At 64.0% G+C, this 26321-nt stretch carries 26 protein-coding genes and 1 other RNA gene; 14 read left to right on the top strand and 13 right to left on the bottom strand.

The features are described from left to right. Positions 1-18: 18 nt before the first annotated feature. Together nusA and rimP are read right to left on the bottom strand one after the other, a co-directional pair. Positions 19-1626: a transcription termination factor NusA gene (gene nusA / locus J2Y48_RS02610; RefSeq protein WP_310412249.1), complete on the bottom strand. Its 1608-nt coding sequence runs from the start codon at positions 1624-1626 to the stop codon at positions 19-21. Between the two features lie 130 nt (positions 1627-1756). Further along, positions 1757-2341, bottom strand: a complete 585-nt coding sequence (gene rimP, locus J2Y48_RS02615; RefSeq protein WP_310412252.1) for a ribosome maturation factor RimP — start codon at positions 2339-2341, stop codon at positions 1757-1759. Positions 2342-2671: 330 nt separating this feature from the next. On the opposite strand from rimP, the gene J2Y48_RS02620 reads away from it, so the two are divergent. The 3 genes from J2Y48_RS02620 (at position 2672) to J2Y48_RS02630 (ending at position 5331) form a co-directional block, all read left to right on the top strand. After that, positions 2672-3097 (top strand): metalloregulator ArsR/SmtB family transcription factor, encoded by a 426-nt coding sequence (locus J2Y48_RS02620; RefSeq protein WP_310412255.1) that lies wholly within the window; start codon positions 2672-2674, stop codon positions 3095-3097. Then, entirely contained in the window at positions 3012-3473 is a 462-nt protein-coding gene (locus J2Y48_RS02625) for an SRPBCC domain-containing protein (protein ID WP_310412258.1), read from the top strand. The genes J2Y48_RS02620 and J2Y48_RS02625 overlap by 86 nt, the downstream gene beginning before the upstream one ends. A gap of 229 nt (positions 3474-3702) precedes the next feature. Next, positions 3703-5331 carry an MFS transporter gene (locus J2Y48_RS02630; protein ID WP_310412261.1) on the top strand — a complete coding sequence of 543 codons (1629 nt, stop codon included), beginning with the start codon at positions 3703-3705 and terminating at the stop codon, positions 5329-5331. A gap of 7 nt (positions 5332-5338) precedes the next feature. Here J2Y48_RS02630 and J2Y48_RS02635 read toward each other — a convergent pair whose 3' ends face one another. From J2Y48_RS02635 to ffs, 5 genes are all read right to left on the bottom strand, one after another. After that, positions 5339-6610: a lytic murein transglycosylase gene (locus J2Y48_RS02635; RefSeq protein ID WP_310412264.1), complete on the bottom strand. Its 1272-nt coding sequence runs from the start codon at positions 6608-6610 to the stop codon at positions 5339-5341. Between the two features lie 11 nt (positions 6611-6621). Next, positions 6622-7227, bottom strand: coding sequence for a recombination mediator RecR (gene recR / locus J2Y48_RS02640; protein ID WP_310412267.1), 606 nt, complete (start codon positions 7225-7227; stop codon positions 6622-6624). A gap of 202 nt (positions 7228-7429) precedes the next feature. Next, positions 7430-7753, bottom strand: a complete 324-nt coding sequence (locus J2Y48_RS02645) for a YbaB/EbfC family nucleoid-associated protein (protein WP_310412270.1) — start codon at positions 7751-7753, stop codon at positions 7430-7432. 33 nt (positions 7754-7786) lie between these two features. After that, complete coding sequence (locus J2Y48_RS02650) at positions 7787-9667, bottom strand: DNA polymerase III subunit gamma/tau (protein ID WP_310412273.1); 1881 nt, start codon at positions 9665-9667, stop codon at positions 7787-7789. A 46-nt stretch (positions 9668-9713) separates the two neighbouring features. Continuing rightward, an RNA gene (ffs, locus tag J2Y48_RS02655) (signal recognition particle sRNA small type) lies at positions 9714-9810 on the bottom strand. Between the two features lie 118 nt (positions 9811-9928). Here ffs and J2Y48_RS02660 point away from each other — a divergent pair. From J2Y48_RS02660 to J2Y48_RS02670, 3 genes are read left to right on the top strand one after another with little or no spacing between them, the layout of a single operon-like run. Continuing rightward, positions 9929-10339, top strand: coding sequence for an HIT domain-containing protein (locus J2Y48_RS02660; protein WP_405030142.1), 411 nt, complete (start codon positions 9929-9931; stop codon positions 10337-10339). Beyond that, on the top strand, positions 10336-11313 hold the full coding sequence (nudC, locus tag J2Y48_RS02665; protein ID WP_310412276.1) for an NAD(+) diphosphatase: 978 nt from the start codon (positions 10336-10338) through the stop codon (positions 11311-11313). The genes J2Y48_RS02660 and nudC overlap by 4 nt, the downstream gene beginning before the upstream one ends. An 11-nt stretch (positions 11314-11324) precedes the next feature. Then, positions 11325-12023 carry a YafY family protein gene (locus J2Y48_RS02670; protein WP_310412278.1) on the top strand — a complete coding sequence of 233 codons (699 nt, stop codon included), beginning with the start codon at positions 11325-11327 and terminating at the stop codon, positions 12021-12023. A 436-nt stretch (positions 12024-12459) separates the two neighbouring features. Here J2Y48_RS02670 and J2Y48_RS02675 read toward each other — a convergent pair whose 3' ends face one another. After that, the gene (locus tag J2Y48_RS02675; protein WP_310412281.1) at positions 12460-13314 is read right to left on the bottom strand and encodes a prephenate dehydratase; all 855 of its coding nucleotides are present in this window, start codon (positions 13312-13314) and stop codon (positions 12460-12462) included. A gap of 23 nt (positions 13315-13337) precedes the next feature. After that, positions 13338-14093, bottom strand: coding sequence for a 3-deoxy-manno-octulosonate cytidylyltransferase (locus J2Y48_RS02680; protein ID WP_310412284.1), 756 nt, complete (start codon positions 14091-14093; stop codon positions 13338-13340). A gap of 150 nt (positions 14094-14243) precedes the next feature. On the opposite strand from J2Y48_RS02680, the gene J2Y48_RS02685 reads away from it, so the two are divergent. Both J2Y48_RS02685 and J2Y48_RS02690 read left to right on the top strand, forming a co-directional pair. Next, positions 14244-14957: a cytochrome c family protein gene (locus J2Y48_RS02685; protein WP_310412287.1), complete on the top strand. Its 714-nt coding sequence runs from the start codon at positions 14244-14246 to the stop codon at positions 14955-14957. Between the two features lie 451 nt (positions 14958-15408). Beyond that, positions 15409-15735, top strand: coding sequence for a hypothetical protein (locus J2Y48_RS02690; protein ID WP_310412290.1), 327 nt, complete (start codon positions 15409-15411; stop codon positions 15733-15735). Positions 15736-15796: 61 nt separating this feature from the next. On the opposite strand, the gene J2Y48_RS02695 is transcribed toward J2Y48_RS02690, so the two are convergent. Next, positions 15797-16126: a hypothetical protein gene (locus J2Y48_RS02695; protein WP_310412292.1), complete on the bottom strand. Its 330-nt coding sequence runs from the start codon at positions 16124-16126 to the stop codon at positions 15797-15799. A 352-nt stretch (positions 16127-16478) separates the two neighbouring features. Further along, the gene (locus J2Y48_RS02700) at positions 16479-16613 is read right to left on the bottom strand and encodes a hypothetical protein (protein ID WP_310412295.1); all 135 of its coding nucleotides are present in this window, start codon (positions 16611-16613) and stop codon (positions 16479-16481) included. Positions 16614-16918: 305 nt separating this feature from the next. On the opposite strand from J2Y48_RS02700, the gene J2Y48_RS02705 reads away from it, so the two are divergent. Beyond that, entirely contained in the window at positions 16919-17491 is a 573-nt protein-coding gene (locus tag J2Y48_RS02705) for a thermonuclease family protein (protein WP_310412297.1), read from the top strand. Between the two features lie 155 nt (positions 17492-17646). Here J2Y48_RS02705 and J2Y48_RS02710 read toward each other — a convergent pair whose 3' ends face one another. Next, positions 17647-17928, bottom strand: a complete 282-nt coding sequence (locus tag J2Y48_RS02710) for a hypothetical protein (protein ID WP_310412299.1) — start codon at positions 17926-17928, stop codon at positions 17647-17649. A gap of 145 nt (positions 17929-18073) precedes the next feature. Here J2Y48_RS02710 and J2Y48_RS02715 point away from each other — a divergent pair, with 145 nt between their 5' ends. Beyond that, positions 18074-19831 carry a hypothetical protein gene (locus J2Y48_RS02715; protein WP_310412302.1) on the top strand — a complete coding sequence of 586 codons (1758 nt, stop codon included), beginning with the start codon at positions 18074-18076 and terminating at the stop codon, positions 19829-19831. Positions 19832-19874: 43 nt separating this feature from the next. Here J2Y48_RS02715 and J2Y48_RS02720 read toward each other — a convergent pair whose 3' ends face one another. Continuing rightward, positions 19875-20747, bottom strand: a complete 873-nt coding sequence (locus tag J2Y48_RS02720) for a LysR substrate-binding domain-containing protein (RefSeq protein ID WP_310412305.1) — start codon at positions 20745-20747, stop codon at positions 19875-19877. Between the two features lie 108 nt (positions 20748-20855). Between J2Y48_RS02720 and J2Y48_RS02725 the strand changes: the two genes are divergently transcribed. From J2Y48_RS02725 to J2Y48_RS02740, 4 genes are read left to right on the top strand one after another with little or no spacing between them, the layout of a single operon-like run. Then, positions 20856-21824: an extracellular solute-binding protein gene (locus tag J2Y48_RS02725; RefSeq protein WP_310412308.1), complete on the top strand. Its 969-nt coding sequence runs from the start codon at positions 20856-20858 to the stop codon at positions 21822-21824. Continuing rightward, on the top strand, positions 21821-22927 hold the full coding sequence (locus tag J2Y48_RS02730) for an ABC transporter ATP-binding protein (RefSeq protein ID WP_310412311.1): 1107 nt from the start codon (positions 21821-21823) through the stop codon (positions 22925-22927). The genes J2Y48_RS02725 and J2Y48_RS02730 overlap by 4 nt, the downstream gene beginning before the upstream one ends. Further along, on the top strand, positions 22927-25068 hold the full coding sequence (locus J2Y48_RS02735) for an iron ABC transporter permease (protein ID WP_310412313.1): 2142 nt from the start codon (positions 22927-22929) through the stop codon (positions 25066-25068). Before J2Y48_RS02730 ends, J2Y48_RS02735 begins: the two co-directional genes overlap by 1 nt. After that, a complete protein-coding gene (locus J2Y48_RS02740; RefSeq protein ID WP_310412317.1) occupies positions 25068-26306 on the top strand; it encodes an aminotransferase class III-fold pyridoxal phosphate-dependent enzyme in 1239 nt (412 codons plus the stop codon). The genes J2Y48_RS02735 and J2Y48_RS02740 overlap by 1 nt, the downstream gene beginning before the upstream one ends. Positions 26307-26321 lie beyond the last annotated feature (15 nt).

Consider the following 26321-nt stretch of genomic DNA (forward strand, 5'->3'; position numbering starts at 1 on the left):
CTCAGGAGCGGACGCCGGTCAGGCGTCCTGCTCCGCACCTTCCACGACCTCAACGGGGGCATCCTCGCTGGCAAGGTCGTCCTCGGTGATCCAACCGGCCGCAAGGCGCGCCTGCACGACCATCGCTTCCGCCTCGGCACGCGAAATCTCGAACTTCGAGAACAGGCCCTCGTATTTCTTGGTCTCCCCGTCCTTGCGCTCCGTCCAGCCGACGAGATCGTCGGCAGCGCAGCCGGCAAAGTCCTCGATGGTCTTGATGCCGTCCTCGCCCAGCGCGACCATCATCTGCGAGGTGATGCCGTCGATCTGACGCAACTCGTCGGAAACGCCGAGTTCCGTACGCTTGGCGTCGGCCTCGGCCTCGATGCGGTCGAGATATTCGCGGGCGCGCGTCTGGATTTCCGTAGCCGTGTCCTCGTCGAAGCCGTCGATGGAGGCGATCTCGTCGAGGTCGACATAGGCAAGCTCGTCGACGGCAGCGAAGCCTTCGGAGGCCAGGACCTGACCGACCATCTCGTCGACATCGAGGGCATCCATGAACAGGTTGGTGCGCTCGTTGAATTCCTTCTGGCGGCGCTCGGACTCCTCGGCCTCCGTCAGGATGTCGATGTCCCAACCCGTGAGCTGCGAGGCGAGGCGGACGTTCTGGCCGCGGCGGCCGATCGCGAGGGAAAGCTGCTCGTCGGGAACGACCACTTCAATGCGTTCCGCATCCTCGTCGAGAACGACCTTGGCGACTTCCGCCGGCTGCAGGGCGTTGACAATGAAGGACGCCGGATCCTGCGACCACGGGATGATGTCGATCTTTTCGCCCTGGAGCTCGCCGACGACGGCCTGGACGCGCGAACCGCGCATACCGACGCAGGCGCCGACCGGATCGATCGAGCTGTCGTTGGAGATCACGGCGATCTTGGCGCGCGAGCCCGGATCGCGGGCGACCGACTTGATCTGGATGATGCCGTCATAGATTTCCGGCACTTCCATCGTGAACAGCTTCACCATGAACTGCGGATGGGTGCGCGACAGGAAGATCTGCGGGCCGCGCTGCTCACGGCGCACGTCGTAGACGAAGGCGCGGACGCGGTCGCCGTAGCGCATGTTCTCGCGCGGGATCATCTCGTCGCGGCGGATGATGCCTTCACCGCGGCCGAGGTCGACGATGACGTTGCCGTATTCGACGCGCTTGACCGTGCCGTTGACGATCTCGCCGACGCGGTCCTTGTACTCGTCAAACTGGCGGTCGCGCTCGGCTTCTCGTACCTTCTGCACGATCACCTGCTTGGCCGACTGGGCGGCGATGCGGCCGAAATCCATCGGCGGCAGCGGATCGGCGATGAAGTCGCCGATCTTGGCGTCCGGGTTGCGATCGCGGGCCAGTTCCAGCGGGATCTGCGTGGAGTAGTCCTCGGCGTGCTCGACGACTTCCAGCAGTCGCTGGAGGCGGATTTCGCCGGTCTTGGAGTTGATGTCGGCACGGATATTGGATTCCGAGCCGTAGCGCGAGCGTGCCGCCTTCTGGATGGCGTCGGCCATCGCCGCCAGAACGATTTCGCGATCGATGACCTTTTCGCGGGCCACGGCATCCGCGATCTGCAGAAGTTCGAGCCGGTTAGCACTGACTGCCATTGTCTCAAGTCTCCGTTTGATGCCGGGGCCCTGCCTCCGGCGGTGGGGAGCGGCCTGCCGCCCCCGGGTTCCGTCTTCTCCATCGCGCCCCGCCCGGGGCGACGCCCGGCAGACGCAACGCACTCAAAAACTATTCGTCCGCGTCGTTCTGGTTCGCAGCTTCCGCCTTCGCCAGCTTGTCGGCGCGCAATGCGTCGCGGATCAGATCATCGGTCAGGATCAGCTTCGCCTCCGCGAGCGCCGAAAACGGGATCGTGACGCTCGGCTCCTCGCCATAGGCGGGCTGATCGCGCTCGATCGTGAATCCCTCCGCGTCGGCGGCGACGATCTTGCCACGGAAGCGCTTGCGGCTGTCGATCAGGATCGACGTCTCGCATTTGACGAGATGCCCAAGCCAACGGGAGAAGTCCGATTTCCGGACCATCGGGCGATCGATACCCGGCGACGACACTTCGAGATGATACGCCTTGTCGATCGGATCCTCAACGTCGAGCACCGGCGAGACGGCCATGGAGACCGCTTCGCAATCTTCCACTGTCATGGTCCCATCGCTGCGCTCGCACATGATCTGCAAGGTCATGCCGTGCTGCGCCGACAGGCGAACCCGCACCAGCCGGTAGCCGATCTGCTCGATCGTCGGCTCGATGATATCGGCCACGCGCCGGTCGAGGCCTGTCTCGACGATCAGCCGCGGTTCGTTCTGTTGTTCCGTCATTGTCGCGTCCCTTGCCGCCCGCATCCCTCCATCGAAGGCTACGACCCGGCTCTGAGGCTTCGGGCCGCGACTTCACCGTTCGACGGGTGAGCAACGCTCCGGAGCATCGTTCATCATGCGCTCGGCCGGGCCAATAAAAAAGAGCGGGTCCTCGCGGGCCCACTCCTCATCAAACCGATCAAGAATTTGACGGCTATATACGCTGCCCGACGGGGAATTGCAAGCTTTCGTCGGATTGCTGGTGGAAAGCCGGCGCGGAGCAAAGCGCATCTCTGGCAATTTATTCACCCATATGGTTGACTAATGAAGCAAAAAGGAATATTCAACCCCATGGGTGAACAAATGGAAGACGAGATCCTGTCACGCATTCTGAAGGCCGCCGGCGACACGACCCGGCGGCAGATTCTCACGCTTCTCGTCCAGGAGGGGCCTCTGAGAGTGACGGGACTTGCTGCCCATTTCGACATGTCCCTGAACTCGGTGTCGAAGCACATCAAGGTGCTCGAGGAGGCGGGACTTGTCACTCGCCGGACTTTGGGCCGCGAGCATTTCATTGCAGCGGAGCTCGACCCACTGAAACATACGGAACGATGGTTCGGGCAACTGAAGTCGATATGGGAACTGCGCCTGTCGGCGCTCGATCAACTGCTCGCTTCCGAGGAGAAGGACCATGAGCCAACTCGAACTGACCAGGGACCTCGAACTGACCAGGGACCTCGAACTGACCGTGAACCACACGATCGCCGCTCCGCGTGAGAAGGTGTTCAATGCGTGGCTCTCGCCGCAAATGCTGGCGAAGTTCATGCGCGCCTGTGAGGGAATGGAGGTGCCGAAGGTGCATACCGATCCCGTCAAGGGCGGCCGGTTCTCCATCCTGATGGCGGTCGACGGAAAAGAGATCCCGCACGCCGGCACCTATCTGGAGATCGACCCGTATTCACGCCTCGCGTTCACCTGGGAATCCCCCTATTCGGTCGATGACAGCGTGGTGACGATCGATCTCAGGGAAATAGACAGCGGCACAACGGAGGTTACGCTCCGCCAGGTGAAGTTTGCCAGCGAAGACGCCCGCAACGGTCACGAGAGTGGCTGGACCCGCATTCTGGCCGAACTCGGCGCGGCTCTCGCGTGAGCCCGTAAAGCGAGCCGGGCGGTTTCGCCGCCCGGCCGTTCCTTTGGCGCTGACAACCTTGTCAGACTGCGCGCCACCGCAACCATCCTTTCCACGCGGACATGGTCGCAACGATTCCATCCCGTTAGGAATCGCAGCCGCACCCATTTCGACGGCGGGTTTTCCTTGCCGCCACGCATTACCTCGCTATCTTGGTGGCGAGCCAAATCAGAAGAGGTGAGACTGAGCGGTGCCCGATCGCATTTCCCCCCTTGCACCCTTCAGGCACGACACCTTCCGCCTCATCTGGGCGGCAAGCCTGATTTCCAATTTCGGCGGCCTCGTCCAGTCGGTGGGTGCGGCCTGGATGATGGCCTCGATTTCCAGTTCGGCAAACATGGTTGCACTGGTGCAAGCCTCGACAGCACTGCCGATCATGCTGTTTTCGCTCGTCTCGGGCGCACTGGCCGACAGCTTCGATCGCCGCCGCATCATGCTCACCGCCCAGTTCTTCATGCTTGTCGTATCGATCACCCTGACGCTGGCTGCCTGGTATGGGCTGATCACGCCCTGGCTGCTTCTCGGCTTCACCTTCCTGATCGGCTGCGGCACGGCGTTGAACAATCCGGCCTGGCAAGCCTCGGTCGGCGACATGGTGCCGCGCGAGGATCTGCCGGCCGCGGTGGCGTTGAACTCGATGGGGTTCAACCTCACCCGCAGCGTCGGCCCCGCCGTCGGTGGTGCGATCGTCGCCGCGGCCGGCGCTGCGGGCGCTTTCGCCGCCAACGCGTTCAGCTATTTCGCACTGATCTTCGCGCTTCTGCGCTGGAAGCCGGCGCTCCCCAGGAGCCCGCTGCCACGCGAGCCGTTCGGCCGGGCGATTTCCGCCGGCTTGCGATACGTGTCGATGTCTCCGAACATCGGCAAGGTGCTGTTGCGCAGTTTTGCCTTCGGCCTTTCGACCAGCGCCATCCTCGCGCTCCTGCCGCTCGTCGCGCGCGACCTGGTAAAGGGCGGCCCGCTGACCTACGGCATCCTGCTCGGCTGCTTCGGCGTCGGAGCGATCGGCGGAGCGCTGGCGAGTGCGCGAATGCGGGAAGTGCTCTCCAGCGAGGCGATCGTGCGCCTGGCTTTCGCTGGATTTGCGCTCAGCGCCGTCGTGACCGCCTTTAGCGACAATTCCATCGTCACCGGCCCCGCCCTCTTCGTCGCCGGCGCCTGCTGGGTATTGGCCCTGTCGCTGTTCAACACGACGGTGCAGCTTTCGACGCCGCGCTGGGTCGTCGCGCGTGCGCTGTCGCTCTATCAGACGATGACCTTCGGGGGCATTGCCGGGGGGAGCTGGCTTTGGGGCGTCGTCGCGGACGGCCGAGGGGCGTCGAACGCGCTACTCTGGGCCGCCGTCGCGATGATGGCCGGCGCCGCGCTCGGGCTGCGCTATGGCCTGCCGCAGTTCGAGTCCCTCAACCTTGACCCGCTGAACCGCTTCAGCGAGCCGCAACTGCCGCTCGACCTCAAGCCGCGCAGCGGCCCGATCGTCGTTCTCATCGACTACGAGATTGCGGAAGAGGATATCTCCGCCTTCCTGACGGCGATGGCGGAGCGCCGGCGCATCCGAATCCGCGACGGCGCCGGCCAGTGGACGCTGATGCGCGACCTCGAAAATCCAACCATCTGGAGCGAGACCTACCACGTACCGACCTGGATCGAGTATGTGCGCCACAACCAGCGCCGCACGCAGGCGGATGCGGAGAATGGCGACCGCCTGCGGGCGCTCCATCGCGGCCAGGAGCCACCGCGCGTGCACCGGATGATCGAGCGGCAAACGATCCTGCCGACCGAATACGAACGCTACAAGCGGCAGGTCGACATGCACTGACAGAAAGTCAGCGCAGCCTGGCCTTCAAGGTGACATCGGGGTAGCAGGTGGGTGCCAAGCCGGACTTCGACTGCCAGTCGCCAAGCGAACGGCGGGTCTTGTAGCCGGGTAATCCATCGACCTTGCCGACGTCGTAGCCCTTGGCGACCAGCGCCTTCTGCATGGCCAGCACGTCGGAGCGCATCATCTTGCCGACGTCGCCCCAGCCGCCCTGGAAGGGGCCGTTGCCATAGGCGATGCGATCCGCAAGATTGCCGATGAAGAGCGCGTAGAGATCGGAGTTGTTGTACTCCTTGATCACATAGAAATTCGGCGTGACAATGAATTCCGGACCGTGCCGGCCGGCCGGCACCAGCATCATGCCGGAGGCCCGGCCCTCCGTCTTCGAAAAGCCCTTGCCCGAAATGCGTTCGATGCCGGCGGATGCCCATTCCCCGATGGGCTTTGCGAGATCGGGTCCTTCCTGCGCACAGGAGACGCCCTCGGGAATGCGCACCTCGTAGCCCCAGCCGCGGCCCGGCTCCCAACCCTTCTCGCGCAGGTAGTTGGCAATCGAGGCGAGGCTGTCAGGCACGGAGTTCCAGATGTCGCGGACGCCGTCGCCGTCGAAGTCGACGGCGTATTTGAGATAGCTGGTCGGCATGAACTGCGGTTGGCCCATCGCGCCGGCCCACGAGCCTTTCAGCTGCGCCGGGGCACGGTCGCCTCCGTCGATGATGTGCAGGGCGGCAATCAATTCGCGCCGGAACATGTCCTTGCGCGTCGACATGAAGGCCTTGGTCGCCAGCACTTCGACAGCCGGATGCGGGATATCGGCGCGCCCGAAGCCGGATTCGCGCCCCCACACCGCAAGGATTATCTCGCCCGGCACGCCATAGGTCCGCTCGACCTTGCGCAACGTCGCGGCATGGGTCGACGCCAGCGTGCGCCCACTCGCAGCAAGCCCCTGCAAACGCTTCTCGGAGAAATAGGCGCCCGGCGAAGAGAACTCGGCCTGGCTCTGCTTCTGCTCCTTCTTCGGCGCGGCGCCGGGCGGCACGAGATCGGGGAGGTCCCAGTTCAGGCGCACGCCGTCAAAGGCAGCCTTGAAGGCCTTCTGCGAGACGCCGGCCTCCGAAGCCTCGGGCCAGAGGTCGCGCTGCAGCCAGGCCTGGAACTGCGTTTCGACGTCGGCCTTCGAGACGGCATGGGCCGCCACGGGCGCCAGCAGCACGCCAAGGGCGATGGCGCCTCGGGCGATGCGCACAAGGGTTCCTGCCTTGATGTTCGCAGCTGTCATCCAGTTCCCTCTCAGATGGTCGTACGGGCACGCAGGGCCGCCGTCAGCGTGCCCTCGTCGAGATAGTCGAGCTCGCCGCCAACCGGCACGCCGTGGGCGAGCCTTGTTATTTTCACGTCAAGGCCCTGCAGATGATCGGTGATGTAGTGCGCGGTCGTCTGGCCTTCGACGGTCGCATTCACCGCAATGATCAGCTCGCGAATGCCGCCGGCGGTGACGCGATCGATCAGGCCGCGGATGTTGAGATCGTCCGGGCCGACGCCGTCGAGCGGCGAGAGCGTGCCGCCAAGCACGTGGTAGGCGGCATTCATGGCGCCGGCCCGCTCCAGCGCCCAGAGATCGGACACATCCTCGACAACGATGATCACCGACCGGTCGCGGCGCTCATCGATGCAGACCGTGCAAGGATCGATCGTGTCGACATTGCCGCAGCAGGAGCAGATGCGCACCTTGCGATGCGCCTCACCCATCGCCTCGGCCAGCGGCCCCAGCAGCTGGTCTTTCTTCTTCACAAGATGGAGCGCCGCCCGCCGGGCGGAACGCGGGCCAAGCCCCGGCACCTTGGCGAGCAGCTGAATGAGTTTTTCGATTTCCGGACCGGTGACGCGTTTTGCCATGGGCTGCTTCTATCGCAAATCAGTGCGGAACTGAAATCGCGAAAGCTGGACTTTTTCATGAAATTGGCATCGGAGAGCGGACCGCATGCACGCCAGCGCGTCGCTCATGCGGCCTCGTATGTTCGCCGAGGCAGACATCGAAGATGGCAGCTGCCTAAGCGGCAGCGCGGCCTTTATGCGGCTCGCGTGGAGGGGACGCGTTTCAGAACGGCATCTTGAAGCCGGGCGGGATCGGCAGACCGGCCGTCAGGGCCTTGGTCTTTTCGGCTGCCAGCGCCTCGGCCTTGTCCTTGGCATCCTTGTGCGCGGCAACGATGAGATCCTCGAGAATCTCGACGTCGTCCTCCTTGAACATGGACGGATCGATCTTCAGCCCCTTCATGTTGCCCTTGCCATCGAGCGTGACCGTGACGAGACCGCCGCCGGAGGTGCCGTCGACGGAGAGCGCGGCGATCTCCTCCTGCATCTTCTCCATCTTGGCCTGCATTTCCTTGACCTTGCCCATCATGCCCATGATGTCGCGCATCGGTCGCTCCTTCCGTATTTCGTATTAAGACCGTCAGAACTCTATGTCGTCACCGGGCAGGATGTCACCCTCGGCGGACTCGGCGGCAGCCGCCACTTCGATCGTCTCGCTTTCGACCGGCGGTGCCTTGATGCGCACGTCGGTGATTTTCGCACCCGGGAACCGCTGCAGGATGGCAGCCACATCGGGGTCCTGGCGCGCATCGGCGACCCGCTGCTCCTGCGCTCTCGCCTCGGCTTCCGCAAGTGTCGGCCCGCCGGCTTCGCGGGAAACGATCACCATCCAGCGGATGCCGGTCCATTCCTCAAGACGCCGCTGCAGGTCGCCGACCAGCGCTTTCGGCGCGTCGTCGGCAAGGCCGATCTCCGCACGGCCTGGCTCGAATTTCACCGGACGGACGAAGTTGCGAAGCAGCGCGCGCAGGCGGATGTCGCGATTTTTCGTGCAAAGCTCGGCGATATCCTCGAGCGATCGCACCGGAACCTTTACCACAGGCGCGGCCTCGACAGGGTCCGGACGCTGTTCGATCGCTGGCACCACCTGCGGCAGTGGATCACCGGCCGGCACCGCCCGCAGCATGGTTGCCCCACCGTTGCCGGCACGCATCGTCGGCTGCTCCGGGGAACGCCCTACGGCAGAAACAGGCGGCTGTGACGATGCCTGAGTCCCACCGGAATAGCCGTTGCCCGAGGGTGCGCGTTGCCCGTTTCCGCCATCACTCCCGTTTGCAAGCTCGGCCAGACGCCGAGCGGCATCCTCCGGTGACGGCAAATGCGCGGCGTGGGCGAGCCTGATCAGCACCATTTCGGCGGCGCCCGCCGGTCGGCTCGAGGCTTCCGTCTCCGGAATGCCCTTCAGCAGCATCTGCCAGATGCGCGACAGGGCGCTGACGGCGACGCTCTGGGCCAGCTCCGCACCGCGCACGCGCTCGATTTCGCTCAGCGACTGGTCATTTGCCGCGTCGGGCACGTATTTCATGCGGGTGACAAGATGGGTGAAATCGGCAAGGTCGGTCAGGACCACCGGCGGGCTGGCGCCGGCCTCGTACTGGGCGGTAAATTCGGCAAGGGCCGCGGCCACGTCGCCGCGGACGACATGGCTGAACAGGTCGACGATACGAGCGCGATCGGCAAGGCCGAGCATGGAGCGCACAGCCGCCGCTTCCACCACGCCCGCGCCGTGGGCGATCGCCTGGTCGAGCAGCGACAACCCGTCGCGGGCGGACCCCTCGGCGGCACGCGCGATCATGGCGAGCGCATCCGGCTCCGCCTGCACGCCTTCCTTCTCAAGGATCGTCGAAAACAGCCCGACGAGGTCGGTGGCTGCAATGCGGCGCAGGTCGAAGCGCTGGCAGCGCGACAACACCGTGATCGGAACTTTTCGGATTTCCGTCGTCGCGAAGATGAACTTTACATGCTCCGGCGGCTCCTCGAGCGTCTTCAGCAGGCCGTTGAAGGCCTGCGTCGAGAGCATGTGCACTTCGTCGATGATGTAGACCTTATAGCGGGCAGAAACCGGGCGGTAGCGCACCTGCTCGATGATCTCGCGGATATCGTCGATGCCGGTGTGGGACGCCGCGTCCATCTCGATCACGTCGACGTGCCGGCCCTCCATGATTGCCTGGCAGTGTTCGCCGAGGACCTTCAGGTCAATCGTCGGCCGGTCGATCTCGGCGGTCTTGTAGTTGAGGGCACGCGCGAGAATGCGCGCCGTCGTCGTCTTGCCGACCCCGCGCACACCGGTCAGCATGTAGGCCTGTGCAATGCGGCCGGTCTCGAAGGCGTTGGTGAGCGTGCGGACCATCGGCTCCTGGCCGACCATCAGATCCGTGAAATCCTTGGGACGGTACTTTCGCGCCAGAACCCGGTATGCGGCGGGCTTTTCACCTGACGGAAGTGGTGTGTCTTCGCTCATCGCCCCTGCCGCATCGCTTGAAAATCGCGTCCCGACAGGACGTTAGGTGGGAGGCTGGCACGATGACCCGTGCCGGGCTCGTTAGGGCTGCTTCCTTCCGGACCTGACCCGGTTGGCGAGTGGCTCGTCCACCACCAACCTCCCGGTTTCCATATCGGCAATAATGCATCAGAATGCAAGGCGGCGCGGCAAAAAACTGTTGGAGCGGATGACGAACCCGTGGCATGACTCGCAGTGGGGCGAAACAACGGGAGCGAAACATTGAGCGCATTCGAGGCGGACGAGCGGCTGGCACGCGACAGCGAGATGCTGACGAGGATCGGGCTTTGCGAACTGCGCCTGATGAATGACGCGCGCTGGCCCTGGCTCGTGCTCTTGCCGCAGCGGGCAGATGTCTGCGAAATCTTCGAGCTCACCCCGCTCGATCAGACGATGTTGACTTTCGAGATCAATCTCGTCGCCGATGCGCTGAAGCGCGCCACCGGCGCCACCAAGATCAATGTCGGCGCGCTCGGCAATATCGTCAGACAGCTCCACGTTCATATCATCGCCCGCAACGAAGGAGACCCCAATTGGCCCGGCCCCGTCTGGGGCTTTGGATCAGCAGAGGCCTGGGACGCGGACAACAAGGCTGCCTTCACCGCCAAGCTGCTGGAACACCTGGGCTCATGACATCATCGATCTTCGACCGACACCTTCCGCACGCCGAACCCAGCACCATGGTCGCCTTTGCCGAGAACAGCCTGGACCGGCGCTCGGAATACCGGGCGGAGGACTGTGTGGACCGCGCCTTCGAGACCGATGGCGTGCATGCTTTCGCCCTGGCCGGCGGCAAGTTGGTCGTCAAGCACGACGAGAAGATCATCGATCCGCTTTTCGCCCCTTACGAGCTTTCGGGACTGGACCCGATCGTCGAGGAAACGATCCTGCTGGGCTACCTCAAGAACGGTGAGCCGCGGCTCGCCGTGCCGGTCCGCGCCGACCCTGACGCGCTGCACGAACCGTTGAAGGCGGCCGACGGACGCACCCTCTATCGCCAGCAGATGCTCGACGACGACCTGCTCGGCCAGTTCGCACAGGCCTCCAGCCTGCTGACCTGGAACGGCAACAACCGCTTCTGCGGCCGGTGTGGCGCGGCCAACCGCATGGAGATCGGCGGATATCGCCGGGTCTGCACCGCCTGCGGCCATCAGACCTTTCCGCGCACCGACCCCGTTGCCATCATGCTCACAATCGATGTCGAACGCGATCGCTGCCTGCTCGGCCGGTCGTACCATTTCCCCGAAGGCATGTATTCGTGCCTGGCCGGCTTCGTCGAGCCCGGCGAGACGATCGAGCATGCGGTGCGCCGGGAGACGCTGGAAGAGTCCGGCATCCGGATCGGGCGGGTGCGCTACCACGCCTCGCAGCCCTGGCCGATGCCACATTCGCTGATGATCGGCTGCTATGCGGAGGCGAAATCCTTCGAGATCCACCGCGACGAGCAGGAACTGGAGGACTGCCGCTGGTTCACGCGAGCCGAAACCGTGGAATTGCTCGCCCGCACCGCAAGCGTCGATCCGGCAACCGGGGCGACGATCTCGCCGCCGAAAGGTGCCATCGCCCACCGTCTGATGCGCGACTGGCTCGACTGGCCGACCCCATAGGCTTGGAGGCAATGGCGCGCTCGGAACGCCTCTTGACCCTGCTGCAGACGATGCGCCGCTACCGCCGTCCGGTGAGCGGCGCCGCGCTCGCGGCAGAAACGGGCGTCAGCATCCGAACGCTTTACCGCGATATCGCCAGCCTGCAGGCGCAGGGGGCGCTGATCGATGGCGAGCCGGGAGTGGGCTATGTCCTGAAGCCCGGTTTCATGCTGCCACCCATGATGTTCTCGCAAGACGAGATCGAGGCGCTTGTGCTTGGCTCGCGCTGGGTCGCGCGCGCTGCCGATCCGCGCCTCGCGACCGCCGGCGCCGATGCTCTCGCAAAGATCGCCGACGTCCTACCGCCGGAGATGCGGGAGGCGGTGGAAGCATCGACACTTCTCGTCAACCTTCGCCCTCCGATCGAGGCAAAGGCCGATCTCGGCGCCATCCGCAAGGCAATCCGCAGCGAGCGCATGTTGAACCTTACCTACTCCGACGAAACCGGCGCGGTGTCAGTCCGCCGAATCTGGCCGTTCGCGCTCAGCTACTATGAGCAGGTGCGCGTGGTGGTGGCCTGGTGCGAACTGAGGCAGGATTTCCGCCACTTTCGCACCGATCGCATCATCGAGATGGTTCCTCAAGACGAGCGTTACCCTCGTCGGCGGGCCATTCTCCTCAAGGATTGGCGGGAGCGGCAAGAGGAGCAGGTCGGCAGCACCCAGGATTAATCTGCCCCGACGCGAGGCTACTGCCATAATCTGTCAGCATGATCCGCTATGATCCATACCATTCAAGCGTGAATGGAGGACGAAATGATCGCAACCCTCAATCCTTCCGGGCCCTGTGCTTCGGCGCGCTTCGCACCTGTTGGACGGCCCGCAAAGCAGCGGCGAACATTCCTTTCGCGAGTTGTCGATGCAATCGGCCGGCCCATGCGAACGGCACGCTGCCCGCGCCTCGACCTTGAGGCGATGCCGGAGTACCTGCGCCGCGACATCGGCTTCATCGACTGGCGATCACCATCCGGGCGCGTCTCATGCGAGCAATCGCAGCAGCCCGTTGCGCCCTGGACGATGTCGAACTTCCGATAGTTTGGCTCGCACCCCGGCCTTTCGGGTCTGCAAGCAAAGGGCCTGTCGCTGCACGGCGACAGGCTTTGGCTTTTCAAAGTTGACCGCGCATGGAATGCGCCCGGTAGGATCCGAGGATGCGCACCTTTTCGGAGAAGAAGCCCAGCTCTTCCAGCGCCCGGCGCACGTTTGCGTCGTCCGGATGGCCCTCGATATCGACATAGAACTGGGTCGCGTAGAACTTGCCGGCGATCTGGTAGCTCTCCAGCTTCGTCATGTTGATGCCATTGGTGGCAAAGCCGCCGAGCGCCTTGTAGAGCGCCGCCGGGATGTTGCGGACGTTGAAAACGAAAGTGGTGACGATCACCTCGTCGGGCTCGGCGCGGGCAGGGACGCTCGGCTCGCGGGCCAGCACCACGAAACGGGTGACGTTGCTCTCCGAATCCTCGACGTTCTCGGCGATGATCTCGAGGCCATAGAGCTCGGAGGCCAGACGCGGGGCAAGAGCCGCCATGCTGCGGTCCCCGGTTTCGGACACGAGCTTTGCCGCCCCGGCGGTATCTCCCGCAATCACCGGCTTCCATCCGTTCAGGCGCACGATCCTGCGGCACTGGCCGAGCGCATGGATATGGCTGTGGACAGTGCGGATTTCGTCCTTCACGACACCCGGCAGGACCATCAGCTGGAAGCGGATCGGCATGAAGTATTCGCCGACGATATGAAGGCGCGACTCCGGCAGAAGGTGATGGATGTCGGCGACGCGGCCGGCAAGCGTATTCTCGATCGGGATCATCGCCAGATCGGCGTCGCCGTTCTCGACGGCAAGAAAGGCCTCCTCGAAGGTCTGGCAGGGCAAGGGTTCCATCTGCGGGAACATGTCCCGGCAGGCCATGTCGGAATTGGCGCCGAAATCCCCCTGGAAGGCGATCTTGTTGTTCTTCTGTATCATGGGTCGATCCATTTAGGGGGCTGTCAGCGGGCCGCGGCCGCGAGCAGCTTGCGCGCCTTCTCGAGGTCGGCGGGAGTATCGACACCAAGCGGAACGGTGTCAACGATCTCCGCATCGATGCGCAACCCTGCTTCCAGGGCACGCAGCTGTTCGAGTGATTCACGTTTTTCCAGCGTCGACGGCGGAAGCGAAACGAAGGTTTCCAGCGCCTTTCGCCGGTAGGCGTAGAGGCCGATATGGTGATACAGCGGCCCGTCGCCATAGGGCGCGGTGGCGCGCGTGAAATAGAGCGCCCGCAGCCGGCTGCTGCCGATGGGCGAGCCCACGACCTTCACGACGTTCGGATTTGTCTTCTCGTCCGGATCCGTGATCTCGGTGGTCAGCGTGGCGATGTCGGTCGACGGATCGGCAAGCGGGTTCAACGCGGCCCGGATCGTCGCGGGATCGATCGTCGGCAGATCGCCCTGGACGTTGATGACAAACCGTGCCCGCTGGTCCGGATCGCAATTCAACAGCGCTTCGTAGATGCGGTCGGAGCCCGACTGATGGTCGACCTTCGTCATCACCACCTCGAAGCCGGCGGCGGCGACCGCGTCGAAGGTTTCCTGATGGTCGACCGCCACCACCACGCGGCCGGCGCCGGACTCGGCCGCCCGCTTGGCGACCTGCACGATCATCGGCAAGCCACAAATATCGGCAAGCGGCTTGCCGGGCAGGCGCGTCGAGGCCATGCGGGCCGGGATCAGCACGAGCGTTTCTTCAAAATTCGGAGGATTCATGTCCTAACCTTCAAAAAGCACGCAAAAAGTGTCAAATCGTCTCATCAGCCGCTGCACAATCACTGTTGCAACGAAGCAGCAAAAGACATAGGTTCCGCGCGATTTCAAGACTGGCCGGCTGCGATGCGCCGGCTCCCAGGGGAGCTGCGGATGAACTCTTATGTGAACATGGGCGTGGGTGCCCTTCTCGGCACGGTTTTCGTGCTGATGTCGGTATCCATCGCATCGGAAGGCATCTTCCACTCGGCCGCCCCAGAAAAGGAAGGCTTTGTGATCGCTGCCGCGGAAAGCGGAGGGGAAGCCGCAGACGAGGGCGGCGCAGCCGAAGCAGCCGCGACGCCGATCGCCACCTTGCTGGCGAGCGCGGATGCCGCAGCCGGCGAAGCCGTCTTCAAGAAGTGTGCAGCCTGTCACAGCGGAGAGAAGGGCGGACCGAACAAGGTCGGCCCCGATCTCTGGGACGTCGTCAACCGCCCGATCGCCTCGCATGAAGGCTTCAGCTACTCGGCCGGCATGAAGACCTTTGCGGAGGACGGCAAGCAGGTATGGGACTTCGACCATCTCAATCACTTCCTCGCCGCGCCGAAGAAGTACATCGCCGGAACGGCCATGGGCTTTGCCGGCCTGAAGAAGGACGACGAGCGCGCCAACCTGATCGCCTATCTGCGCACGCTGTCCGACAGCCCGGCACCGCTTCCGGACGCATCGGCGGAAGGCGCGGCAGCCGCCCCGGCTGCCGAAGGCGCTGCTCCGGCCGCAACCGAAACTGCTCCGGCTGAAGGTACTGCGCCGGCAGCGACCGAAGCTGCTCCGGCTGAGGGTGCCGCACCGGCTGCGCCTGAGACCGCTCCGGCTGCCCAGTAAGCTGCGACCACTCAGTTCATCAGACTCATCAGACCCGGCCGCCATCGGCCGGGTTTTTTGTTTGTGCAATACTGCGAAAGCTTGTGCGAGCCCCCGGGGGGGGGTGCGGACAGGAAAAAGGGAACTGCGGATATGAAAAAAGCGGGGTCATCTCACCCCGCTTCCTCATTCCCGGTCTCGCCGGGAGAATGCCCGTACACTGCCAGTACATCCGTGGTCAGCGTCAGGAACAAACCGATTTGTCGCCTTCGATGGCGAGCGCCCGATGCGGTCCTTGTAACTTGTCTCGGTAACAACCGTATGACGGGTCCGCTGGTTCCGATTGGCCCAACATCGGCGAATTTGGTAAATAAAGAGTTAATCATCCACCGGTGATCCGGTGCCGTCCCTTTGGAACCCGATGCCGGTCTTTCGAGTTTTGGCAAAACTAGCCGTTGCAGGAGATTCGGACATGACGGACGAGAATAAGACCAACCCGCGCGCACCGCTCGATGTCGTTCGCGGTCGGAACAAGGCGACGGGAGTAACCGGGACGACCGAGGACGTCGATGCGGAAGCGGCAAAGGCAGAGATCGCGGAACAGATCGAGCTGCTGAAAGAAGAAGTGGCCCGCCTCAGGGAATCGCTCGGAATCCTTGCCGCGCGCAGCGGTCGCTATGCAGTTTCGCAGGTCAACTCGCTGCGGGAAGATGTGCGCGCCGGAGTTGCGGCCAATCCGCTGTCGGCTTTGCTCTGCGCTGCATTCGTCGGCTATCTGTTCGGCCTGCGGCGGCGTTGATTGCACGCCGCCTCTCACAAGGGCCCTTGCCGATGCGCTTCCCTTCTGTTTGACGGCAACCTCAGTGTCGCCAATACCTGCTGTACTTGCTGGGTGACGGCGGCTCGGACGCGAGAAGGTAGCCGAGCATCAGGCCTGCAAGACCGGCCATCAGCACAAGCGTCGAGACGGCAGCGGGGTGTTCGCGCGCCGCGCCAGCCGCAGCGGCCCCCTCCGAGCGGACATAGTCGGCGCCCGTTCGCATTGCTGCACGCACGGATCGACCTGCGTTCCCGGCCCGGTTGCGGATGTCCTCGTAGGTTTCGGCCGATTGTGCCGCGAGTTCCTGACGCAGCTTTTCTATTTCTTCCCGGAGAGCGGTGATCTGGCCCTGAGCATCAAAATTCGCCATGCCTGCCTCCATCCATCTCGCTCTGTCGAGCGGTCAGCGCGGTCAAGTTGCCGGAAGTCCTTTGATGGTCAAACGGGAAAACGTCCGGGAAGTTCCTGAACTTCCGTCGACCGGCATCGAAAGGTCGCAGGAAGAGCCCGGCGCTGCGCGCGGGCGCCGGGGAGGCACAGGTTTGGGACATTTGTAGGGGTGGAGCTAGCACCACCGCTGAGAGCTTAGTTGCAATCAGGGTGTGTTCCAAGCGGAATTGGGCAGTCTAGATCGAATTGTTGACGGACACGTAAGCCGCTGTACCCAACTGCCCGGGCCTGGTGATGACGCGCGCGAGGCGATGCAATCGCTCAGTGATCACCTATTCCACAACGGCGGCCTGCTCGACCTCGTTCGCTGCGAAATGGATGTCGACAAGCTCGGGAACAAACGCCAATCCAACCATGACGGCGACAAATGTGACAAACACCGCCAGGGACAGGGTGGTACGAATCATCTCGGCCCTCCATCTACTGATCGGACCATAGCACCGGCGAGCGGCGAGGTGGCCTTTTCTGAACGCCAGATGAACACAAAACCCTTACGGCGGAAGTAACATATTCTTTACGCCTGTCATCGCAGCGCGGAACGCGGACCGTCAGACGGCCTGCCCCCTCATTGGGGCTTTGACATGCCGATGGCGGCAAGGCTAGCTACCGCAACCGCACCAATCCCGATTCCGGACCCCAGAGAATGCCCCCCAAGAAGCCGCGAAAACGCAGAAGCAACGGAACTCGCCGGCGCGCATCCGCGCGCGGTCGAATGTGGCCCTGGTATCTCCTCGGCCTCCTGATGGTGGGGGCCATCGTCGCGCGGGAGAACCTGCCCTCCCTTGCCGAGCGGCTCAGCCCTTCCGATCGCGCACGAAAGGCCGCGGAGACAACCACCACCGCCCGAGCGGCCCCCGCAGCACCTCGATTATCGCGGCCAGCGCCGGTTCAAAAGCCGGCGCGACAGCCCGCGACCACAGGCGAGACTGGCACCGGCGACATCACCTTCTTCTATTGCGGGATCAAGCAGGACAACTGCATCGTCGATGGTGGAAACTTCATTTACCGCGGCGCGACAATCCGCATGGCCGACATCTACGTGCCGGCGACCAAGGAAGCAAAATGCGATCGCGAGCGGCTCCTCGGTGGGGATGCCAAGGAGGCACTGCGGGTGCTGCTCAACGCGGGCAGGTTCGAGTTGGAGACATGGGCGCCGATCGGCGAGGACCAGCATGGCCGAAAGTTGCGCATCGTGCGTCGGGACGGCAGGTCAATCGGCGACGCCCTCGTCGAAAGGGGGCTGGCGCGTCCCTGGACCGGACAACGACAATCGTGGTGTCCGTGAGACGAGGCTACAGGCGTCGCGCGCTCTTCTCCGGACAGCGGAACGACCAACGACAGCATGTCTCCAGAATGTGGGAATCGGTTTCGGGACAAAGACCTGCGAAAGACCAAGGACCTAAAGCCTGACAAGCGAACTTTGAAAAATCGCGAAGCGCTTTAGATCGTTCCGCGCTGGAAAACCACCTTGATCCGGCTCAAACAGCGTTCGATTTCAACAGCGAGGCTATCCACCATCTGGGTAAATTCGATGCGCCGTTCGTCGCGGATGGCGCTGGGCAGCCGATCGACCGAAAGCAAGGCCCGCTCGGCGATTGCAAGATCATCGCACATCGCGCGGAAGCTCTCGTTACGCTCGATCAGATGGCGGATTTGCGCGGAATGGGTCGGAAATCGTCGAAGCGCAGAAGCCAGTCCTTCATCTTGCCCCGATACAGTCATGGCGATTTCTCCGGCCAGACGCAACCTGCAATGCTGATACTAAGATGATGATATTGCGTCATCGTCAGCGATTGACGTAATATACTTGAACATACAGGCGTTAATCCTCGCAGTCTTGTCATGCGTCGCGATGAGAGGAATGGATGTGAGTCTGGCATTTCCACAAAGCGCCCCCGCGGACGTCTCTACGCCGCCGACAAACAGTGAGATTGAGGACCAACTGGCGCGAATCCGGTCGAGTTCGGCGTTTGACGCGCCCGACCGGGCTCACAAGTTCCTGACCTATGTGGTCCAAGAGGCACTGCAGGGGCGGGCCGACAGGATCAAGGCCTATTCCATCGCCATCGAGGTTTTCGGCCGGGACGCAACCTTCGATGCGCAGAACGATCCGGTCGTGCGGATCGAGGCAGGCCGCGTCCGACGCGCGCTGGAACGCTACTACCTCCTGGCGGGGCAGAAGGACCCGATCCTCATTACGATGCCCAAGGGCGGGTATGTTCCGGTCTTCACCCGCTTCACCGGCGTGGAGCCAGGGACGCCGGCCCCCCGCCACGAGCGGAGTTGGCTTGGCGTGCGGGCACCTAAAATACCATGGTCGATCGTTGGTATCGTGGCCTTGGCGATTGCCGGCATGGCCCTGCTGGCCAACCTGGCGCGATGGGAGTTCCGGAGCCCCGAATCGAACCCACCTGCAAGTGCCGTACCGGACATGCCGCAGGTGGTCGTCAGGCCGTTCGAGGATCTCACCGGCACGCGGGAATCTGCGATGATTGCCAGAGGACTAACCGACGAGGTCATCGGGCAAATGGCCCGGTTCAAGGAGATCTCGGTCATTGCCGGCCGGCCGGACGATGGCGGCGTGAAAGAACGGGCGACGAGAAACGACCTGCCGCTCTATGCGCTCGAGGGCCGTGTCCGGGCCGACAATGACAAGCTCCGGCTCACCACTCGTCTCCTCAGCCGGGCCGACAACTCCGTCGTCTGGACTGGAAGCTTCGATGCCGACCTTGGCGTGCGCCAGCTGCTGGATATGGAATCCGATGTGGCGCGCGCAGTCGCAACCGCCCTCGCCCAACCCTACGGCGTCATTTTCCAGGCCGACGCGGCGCAGATGCTGCAGGCGCCCCCGAGCAACTGGAAAGCCTACGCCTGCACCCTGTCCTATTATGGCTATCGGGCGGATCTTAGTCCGCAAACGCACGCCTCGGTTCAAAGCTGCTTGAAGGAGACGGTGGAGCATTTTCCGAACTACGCTACGGCATGGGCGCTTCTGTCGCTCACCTATATCGACGAACTTCGCTTCCGTTACCGTCTGGAACCGCCGTCGCCGCCACTGCTCGACCTGGCGATCCAGGCGGCCGAGCGCGCGGTGGAGCTCGACCCCGAAAATGTTCGCGCCCTACAGGCCGAAATGCTTGCCCGGTTCTTCCAAGGCGACGTCGAGACGGCGCTCGCCGTGGGCGAGCGCGCCTTCCGGATCAATCCGAACGATACGGAACTGAGCGGAGAGTATGGTTTTCGGCTGGCATTGTCCGGACAGTGGCAGCGTGGCTGCGGCATAGTCGCCGAGACGGTTGGCCGGAATCCAGGGCCAATGGGGTATTTTCAAATGGCGCTGGCAATCTGCTCCTACATCGACGGGGATTACAGCGGCGCCGAACGGTGGGCCCGCCTGGCGGACCTGCGTGAGAACGCGGTCTACCACCTCATCCTGACCGCCATTCTCAGCCAGCAGGGCAAGCTTGCGCAAGCAAACGAGGAGCGCAACTGGCTGGAGACGCACGCGCCGCAATTTTTGAATGACCTCCGAAAGGAAGTGGCACTGCGCGTCCACCGCCCCCAGGACCAGCAGCAACTTTACGATGGACTGCGGAAGGCCGGCATAGCGATACTGCCGCAGTAGAACCGTGCCTTCGAAATGGGTCGTCAGTCTTCTCGGCGTCTCTTCAGGCGGAGGGGAAAACCTCTTCCGCGATGTCCATGAATTCGCGGATCGCGCCCTTCGCACCAGGTTTCGGCAGGGCGACGATGTATTCGCCAGCGGACATGTCCGCATCCGTAACCGGAATGCCGCGCAGACGTCGGTCAAATCCGAGTTCACGACTGAGGACGATGCCCGCGCCGAGGCCGGCGGCGACCGCCTCTTTCACCGCCTCGCGGCTGCCCAGCACGAAGCGCGGCACGATGTTGACCGAAGCCCGCGAAAGGCCGCGCTCGAAAAGCTGACGCGTCATCGACCGTTCTTCGCGCAATACGAATGTCTTCCCCTCCAGTTCGTCGACGGAAACGCTGGCTCGGCCCCACCAGGGGTGCCCCTCGTTCACGATGACGAGGACGCTCTGATCGACCAGATGGCGGCACAGAAACTCCGGCACTTCTTCCGTCAGCGTCGCAAGTGCAAGGTCGACCCGATGGCTGGCGACGAGATCCAGCAACTGGCTGGAGTTCTCCATCCGCACATCGACCCGCACGCCGGGAAATCGCGCCGAGAAGCGTTCGAGGATGGGCATGACGAGGCAGGGCGAGCACACACCGAGAGACAGGTAGCCGGACCGCAGCGATCGGCTGTCCTCCAGCCGCGCAGCGATGTCGTCGATCGTCAGCATGACCTCGCGAACCATGGGCAGCAGGTCCAGGGCGTCCGCCGTCAGCTCGATCGTGCCACCGCTCCGCACGAACAGGCGCGCGCCGCAGCTGTCCTCAAGGGATTTTACATGCTGGGTAACGGCAGGCTGGCTGACCCCCAGCGCCTGGGCCGCCGCCGAAAATGTGCCCGTCACGGCAACCGCATGAAATGCCCGTAGCTGCGCGAAGTTCATCCCGCCCATCCTCCCGCTATAAGTTTCGCTTCATATGCCTGTCACGAAACTAAGTAAGAATTATAACACGCCAGTCAATATCGCGCACTGGTCGTACGGAGATCCACAATGGCAATCATGAAATCCAATCTGACACGACTGACGACGGCGGTTGCGTGCCTTGCACTCACCTCCACGGCCGCCCTGGCGAAGGAGCTCGTCATCTACAACGCATCGGACAGCGTCAACACGGCGCTCGTCGAAGCGTTCCGCGCCAAGCACCCCGACATCGAGGTCAAGTTCGTCTCCGGTTCGACGGGCCCGATTACCGAACGCGCCATTGCCGAGAAGGCCAACCCGCAGGCGGACGTCGTCTACCTGGTCAACAATACCGCACTCGACCAGCTGACCGCCGCCGGCGTCTTCGAGCCCTATGAGCCCAAGGACTCGCTGATCAGCGAACAGTTCCGTCATCCGGACGGCTTCTACAACAAGCACTTCGCCACGACGATGTGCATGGTCGTCAACACCGAGCGGCTGGCGAGCAAGAAGCTGCCGATGCCCAACAGCTGGGAAGACCTTCTGAAGCCGGTCTACGACAATGAAATCTCGCTTCCCTCGCCGATGAAGTCGGGAACCGGCGGCGCCATCCACACGACCTTCGTCGACGCGTTCGGCTGGCCGTTCGTCGAGAACCTCAACGAGAACGTCTTCAAGTATTCGGAAGGCGGATCGGGCGGCGCCGAACTCGCAGCCACCGGCGAAGTCGCGATCGGCATCAGCTTCGATACGACCTGCTACCAGCTGAAATCCTCCGGCCGCCCGGTGGAAGTCGTCTACAGCGGCATTACCCCCAACGTCACCGAAGGTGGTGGCCTGGTGGCCGGCGCGCCGAACCCGGAAGAAGCCAAGCTGTTCCTCGACTTCATGGCCAGCAAGGACGCCGCCGAAGTGCTCGGCAAGGTCGTCGGAGCCACCGCCGTGCCCGGTTACGGTCTCGTCGACCTGTCGAAGGTAACGCTCTGGAACATGCGTCGCCCGGTCTCCATCGACGAATTCCGGACCGAGTTCAACACTCGCATTCTCAGCAAGTCATGAATATTTCGGTACCGATCGCGGCCGAACGGCTGGTCCCCCACGGGGGCCAGCCGCATATCCGTGTCAGCAACATCCGCAAGATCTTCGGCGGCTCGGCGGCCGTCGACGATGTCAGCCTCGACCTTGGCCGAGGCGAGTTCGTCAGCCTTCTTGGCGCCTCCGGCTGCGGCAAGACCACGCTGTTGCGCATCATTGCCGGCTTCGTGACCGCCGATTCCGGACGGGTCCTGCGGGCGGGGGACGATGTCACCGGGCAACCGCCGTCGAAGCGGCAGATGGGCTTTGTCTTTCAGTCCTACGCACTTTTCCCAACCAAGACCGTCGCCGACAACATCGGGTTCTCGGATGCCATCAAGTCGACGGCGCGCCCGGAAATGCGCGCCCGAATTCGGGAGCTTGCGACCCTTGTGGAGCTGGACCACCTGCTGGACCGCTACCCGCACGAACTCTCCGGTGGCCAGCAGCAGCGCGTCGCCCTGGCGCGGGCGCTGGCGTCGCGGCCCGAAGTCCTGTTGCTCGACGAGCCGATGTCGGCGCTCGATGCCCGGATCCGCGCCAAACTGCGGACCGACCTGCGCGTCCTGGTCAACCGGCTCGGTCTCACGACGCTTTATGTGACCCACGACCAAGAGGAGGCGTTCGCCCTGTCGGACCGGATCGCCGTGATGGCCAATGGCCGGATCGAGCAGGTCGGCACGCCGTCGGAGATCTACCATCGGCCCAAGACACGCTTCGTCGCCGAGTTCGTCGGCGTCTCAAACGTCATCGAAGGGGTCGCAATCGGGTCGGGCATCGAGGCCGATGGCGAAGTGTGGCCGGCAATCCTGCCCTCGACCGCCCTGCCGAACAGCCGTGCGACGGCCATCTACCGGCCCGAACATCTTGCGATCGCCGCGCCCGATCAACCCGGATTTGCCGGCCGGATCGTGACGGCGACCTTCTGCGGCGCGCATCTGCGGCTGCAGGTGAGGCTGGAATCGGGTCGCACCGTCGTTGCCGACCGGCCTTCGGCTGCCAGCGACCTCATCCTGCACCCCGGCCTGCCCGTGCGCGTGCAGCCGAGCGCCGCGCATTGCTGCATCCTCCCTGACGGAAACCGTTGATGACCGTCTCGGCGCGAAATTTCCCCGGCATCGTGCTCTCCGCCATCGTTGCGGCGGTGCTGGTGCTGTTCATCGCCTATCCGCTCGGCACCGTTTTGGTCGAAAGCTTCGTCATCCGCGGGCCGATGACGCTCGAGCGGATGAGCGTCGTCACCACGAACGCACTCGATGCGATGCCGCCGCTCGAGCGGGCCGCGACGATGGACCGCTGGGTCACGACGGCCACGGAGGCGGAAACGGTCGATGCGACCGCAGCCGCCTTCGAACTGGCCGGCATCCCCGTGACCTGGGACCGCAAGGCAGCCTACAGCGATCAGAGCGTCAGGGTCGCGGCTGCCGTGTCGGCATTGTCGACGGATGAGCGCGTGGGTTTCGACGAAGCCTACCCGATCGCCCATGTCGCCCTGCACAAGCGGGTTGCACTGGCCTTCAAGGTCAAGGACGCTCTCGGCCCGGCCGGCTTCGACGAGTTGCGCCTTGGCTCCGAGACGCGGTTCGGCCTCGACAACTATCTCGAGGTGACGCGCGACAGCCAGCTGCGCACCGCCGCGTTCAACAGCCTCAAGCTCGCCTTCTGCGCCATGCTATCCACGGTATCGCTTGCCTTCGCGCTGGCCTATGGCGTCAACTTCGGCGGCGTACGCTGGCCTGGCGTGACGCGCGCCGTGCTGCTCACCCCGCTGGTGGCACCGCCTGTCCTCATCGCCACCGCCACGGTGATGCTGTTCGGGCGACGCGGGCTCGCCACCTACACGTTTCTCGACCAGTGGCTCGGCATGATCGACGCCGAGAAGTCCAACATCTATGGCTTCGCCGGCGTGCTGATCGCCCAGACGCTCGCCTTCATGCCGGCCGCCTTCATTGTCTTCGACAACGTCATGCGCAAGCACAATGGCAATCTCGACGAGGCATCGGCCAATCTCGGCGCGCGGCACGCGCAGACCTTTTCGCGGGTCACCGTGCCAATGGCCTGGCCGGCGATCAAGCGGGCCGTGGTGCTGGTGTTCATCCTCAGTCTCACCGATTTCGGCAACCCGATGCTGCTCGGCCACGACATGCCGGTGCTGGCCGAATTGATCTACGACCAGATCACCGCCTTCCAGAACACCCCGCTGGCTGCCGCCATCTGCGTGTGGCTGCTGGTTCCCTCCCTGCTCATCTACCTGATGCTCGAGAGCGTCGGGCGGCGGAAGCGCTATGCGAGCACCGGCGCGGGCGGGCGCCGTTCCGAGCTGGCGCTTCCGCTTGGCTGGCGTGTCGCCCTGTCGGGGCTGACGACGACCGTCGCGCTCGTCATCCTTGCCATCTACGTGACGATGGCGCTCGGTGCGGTGGTGCGCGTGTGGGGCGTCGACTGGAGCTTTACGCTCGGCTACTTCACCGCCACCGGCGTCGATGTCGGCCTTGCCGGAACGGGCTACGGCAGCTCGGAGCGCGGGCTGGGCCTGGTGTGGAGCAGCGTCTCGCTGGCCGTCATTGCCGCGCCGATCGGCGGCCTGCTCGGGATCGTGGTCGGCTACGTCATCGAGCGGCTGCGGCCGCCCGGCGCCAACGTCATCTTCTTCATCGCGCTGGCACCGGCGATCGTGCCGGGGATCATCTTCGGCATCGGCTACATCATCGCCTTCAATCTGCCCTTCGGCATCAAGGCGCTGGCGCTCACCGGCACCTCCGCGATCCTCGTGCTCAACATCCTGTTCTCCAACCTGTTCGTCGGCGTCCTGGCGGCGCGGGCAGCCCTGCAGGGGCTCGATCCGGCCATCGAAGAGGCCGCCGAGGGGCTCGGCGCCGGACTGGTGTCTCGCTTCGCCCGGGTGATCCTGCCGATGCTGCGGCCGGCGCTGCTTCTCGGAACGCTCTACGTCTTCATCGACGGGCTGACGACGCTCTCCTCGGTGATCTTCCTCGTCTCGGGCAATCACAAGCTCGCGTCGGTGGCCATCTTCAATCACGCCACGTCCGGGGAATTCGGTTACGCTGGCGCCAAGAGCTTGCTGCTGCTCGTCCTGGCATTGTCGGCCATGGCACTGGTCTGGCTGCTGGACAACCCAGCCAACAACCGCGCCCGCAGCTTCGGGCGCAGACTTCAATCCCTGACGGAGCGGCTGCGCGCCGTTCTTGCCCGACCGGAGAAAGCATGATGACGGATATTCTCACCGAGCGCGACGGCATTGCGTTCTTCCACCAGCACGGATCCTCGCCCTGCCAGTCGGCGCTGCGCGCGGTCGGCGGGATCTGGCTGGAGGAAACCGACGGCCATCGGCTGATCGACCTGCACGGCAACACCGCCCATCACGTCGGCTATGGCCATCCCACCCTCGTCGCCGCCTTGAAGGCGCAGTTGGACGAACTGCCCTTCTCGCCGCGCCGCTTCACCAACCTGCCGGCTGTGAGCCTCGCCGAGAAGCTGCTCTCCCATTGGCCCGGCGCACCGGCAAAGGTTCTGTTCGCCAACAGCGGCTCGGACGGGATCGAGATCGCGATGAAGCTTGCCCGGGTCGCCACAGGCCGGCACGAGACGATTTCGCTGCAGGGGTCCTACCACGGCCACGGTTTTGGCGCCTTCGGCCTGTCACGCGCCGAAATCGACCCGCGGCTCGGACCGTTCCTGCCCGGACGCCACCACGTCGCCCCCTATTGGGGACCGGGCGGCGCGGACCGCATGCTGTCCGAGATCGAGGCCGCCTTCGCCGCCTCGGAAACCGGCATCGCCTGCCTCGTCGCCGAGCCAATTAGAACGAACTGCCACGTGCCGCCCGACGGGCTCTGGGCGGAGGTGCGCCGGCTGTGCGACCGCCACGGCGCGCTGCTGATCTTCGACGAAATTCCCACCGGGCTCGGCAAGACCGGCAAGTTCTTCGCGTTCGAGAACGTCGGCACGGTGCCCGATGCCGTGGTGCTGGGCAAGGCGCTCGGCGGCGGCATGCTGCCGATTTCGGCGGTCGTCGCCGATGCCCGGCTCAACATCGCGCCCGAGCTCGACCTCGGCCACTACACCCACGAGAAGAACCCGCTCACCACCCGCGCCGCGCTGACCACAATCGAGATCATCGAGAACGAAGGGCTGGTGGCCGCCGCCGCCGCCGGTGAGCAGGTGTTCATCGACGCGATCGCGGCCCTGTCGCGGAAAATACCGGCGATCAAGGGCGCGCGGGGCAAAGGTCTTCTGCTGGCGATCGAGCTCGACTTGCCGGCCATGGGCCGCGAGCCAGGTCCGGACTTCGAGCGCCACATGCTGGCGGAACTGCGCAAGGAAGGCGTATCGACTGTCTTCAAGGGCGGATCGAGCATCTCGTTCTCGCCACCGCTGGTCATTTCCGAGGTGGAGATCGTCGATACGCTCGAGCGGATCGGCAGGGCGGTCCAGGCCGTTTCCTAAGCATGTCTCCCGAAA

The sequence above is a fragment of the Mycoplana sp. BE70 genome (assembly GCF_031455855.1).
Classification (GTDB): Bacteria; Pseudomonadota; Alphaproteobacteria; order Rhizobiales; family Rhizobiaceae; genus Mycoplana.